Below are 1,826 nucleotides of genomic sequence, written 5' to 3'. Positions count from 1 at the left end.
CTCAGGACGCTGGTGGTCGAGCCAGCGCACAGCCGCACCCACAACGCCCTGAGCCCGACCCTAACGCCCTGAGCCGTCCCCCCGACGCCCCGAGCCGTCCCCCCGACGCCCCGAGCCGTCCCCCCGACGCCCTGAGCCTGTCGAAGGGCGATCCCGCACCACCCGAGAGGAACCCATGACCACGCTCGACCACCGCACCATCGCCCGGCTCGTCGACCTGGCCCTGGACGAGGACGCCCCCTTCGGCGACCTCACCAGCGAGACGCTGGTGCCGGCCGACGCCCACGCGGTGGCCGACCTGGTCGCCCGCGAGGAGGGCGTCCTCGCCGGCGGTGCGGTGTTCGCGGCCGCCTTCACCCGGCTCGACCCGTCGGTCACCGTCGGGCTGCACGTCGCCGACGGCGACCGCTTCGCGGCGGGCGCGGTGCTGGCCCGGGTGGAGGGACCGGCCCGGTCGCTGCTGCGCGCGGAGCGGGTCGCGCTGAACTTCGCCCAGCGGATGTCGGGGATCGCCACCCAGACCGCCCGCTACGTCGCCGCGGTGGCCGGGACCGGGGCGCGGGTGGTCGACACCCGCAAGACCACGCCGGGCCTGCGCGCGCTGGAGCGGCACGCCGTCCGCGCCGGCGGCGGGCACAACCACCGGTACTCGCTGTCGGACGCCGTGATGGCCAAGGACAACCACCTGGCCGTGGTCGACGACCTCGGCGCGGCCCTGCGGGCGGCGCGGGCGTCCCTGCCGCACACGGTGCACCTGGAGGTGGAGGTGGACCGGCTCGACCAGCTGGACGTGGTGCTGGAGGCCGGGGTCGACACGATCATGCTCGACAACTTCTCCCTCGACGACCTGCGCGAAGGGGTGCGGCGGATCGGCGGACGGGCCCTGGTGGAAGCCAGCGGGGGCATCACGCTCGACACCATCGCCGACGTCGCGGCCACCGGGGTCGACGTCATCTCCGTCGGCGCCCTCACCCACAGCGTCCGCGCCCTCGACCTCGGTCTCGACGTGGTGGTGCGCCGATGAGCCGATCAGCAGGGAGGGTTCTGCACCGAGTTCGGTGCACAACCCTCCCCCGTCGCGGAGGAGTCCGGTGATCTACCTGGACGAGGCCGCCACCAGCCCGGTGCGGCGGGAGGTGCTGGAGGCGATGTGGCCCTGGCTGGCCCGCGACTTCGGCAACGCCGCCAGCCACCACGGGGTCGGGGAGACGGCCCGGGGAGGGCTGGAGGACGCCCGGGCCCGGATCGCCCGGCTGCTCGGCGGGCGTCCCGGCGAGGTGGTGCTGACCTCCGGCGGCACCGAGGCCGACAACCTCGCCGTCAAGGGCATCGCGCTGGCCGACCCGCGGGGCCGCCACGTGCTGGTCTCGGCCGTCGAGCACCCGGCGGTGCTGGAGTCGGCGGCGTTCCTGTCCCGGTTCGGGTTCGAGGTCGAGCACCTCCCGGTGGACGCAGACGGCCGGGTGACGCCGGAGGCGCTGCGCGCGGTGCTGCGGCCCGACACCACCCTGGTCAGCGTCCAGCTGGCCAACAACGAGGTGGGCACGGTGCAGCCGGTGGCCGAGCTGGCCGCGGTCGCCGCCGAGCACGGCGTCCCGGTGCACACCGACGCGGTCCAGGCCGCGGGTGTGCTGCCGGTCGACGTGGCGGCGCTCGGCGTCCGGGCGCTCAGCCTGTCGGGGCACAAGCTCGGCACGCCGAAGGGGATCGGCGTGCTGTGGCTGCACCGCCGGCAGCGGGTCGAGCCGCTGGTGCACGGCGGCGGGCAGCAGCGCGGGCTGCGGTCGGGCACCGACGACGTCGCCGGTGCGGTGGGACTGGCGACG

General features: G+C 75.6%; 2 protein-coding genes. Both read left to right on the top strand.

Annotated elements, in window-relative coordinates:
- Positions 1–175: 175 nt before the first annotated feature.
- Entirely contained in the window at positions 176–1,024 is an 849-nt protein-coding gene (nadC, locus tag DVA66_RS19995) for a carboxylating nicotinate-nucleotide diphosphorylase (RefSeq protein WP_114561535.1), read from the top strand.
- Between the two features lie 67 nt (positions 1,025–1,091).
- A partial coding sequence (locus DVA66_RS19990; RefSeq protein ID WP_157974186.1) for a cysteine desulfurase family protein occupies positions 1,092–1,826 on the top strand: 735 nt, incomplete at its 3' end.

The sequence above is a fragment of the Desertihabitans aurantiacus genome (assembly GCF_003344635.1).
In the GTDB taxonomy this organism is placed as follows: Bacteria; Actinomycetota; Actinomycetes; order Propionibacteriales; family Propionibacteriaceae; genus Desertihabitans; species Desertihabitans aurantiacus.
This window is presented reverse-complemented; position numbering and strand designations above follow the sequence as displayed.

Coding starts and splice junctions, on each gene's coding strand:
- nadC (WP_114561535.1), top strand. CDS start 176: ATGACCACGCTCGACCACCGCACCATCGCCCGGCTCGTCGACCTGGCC.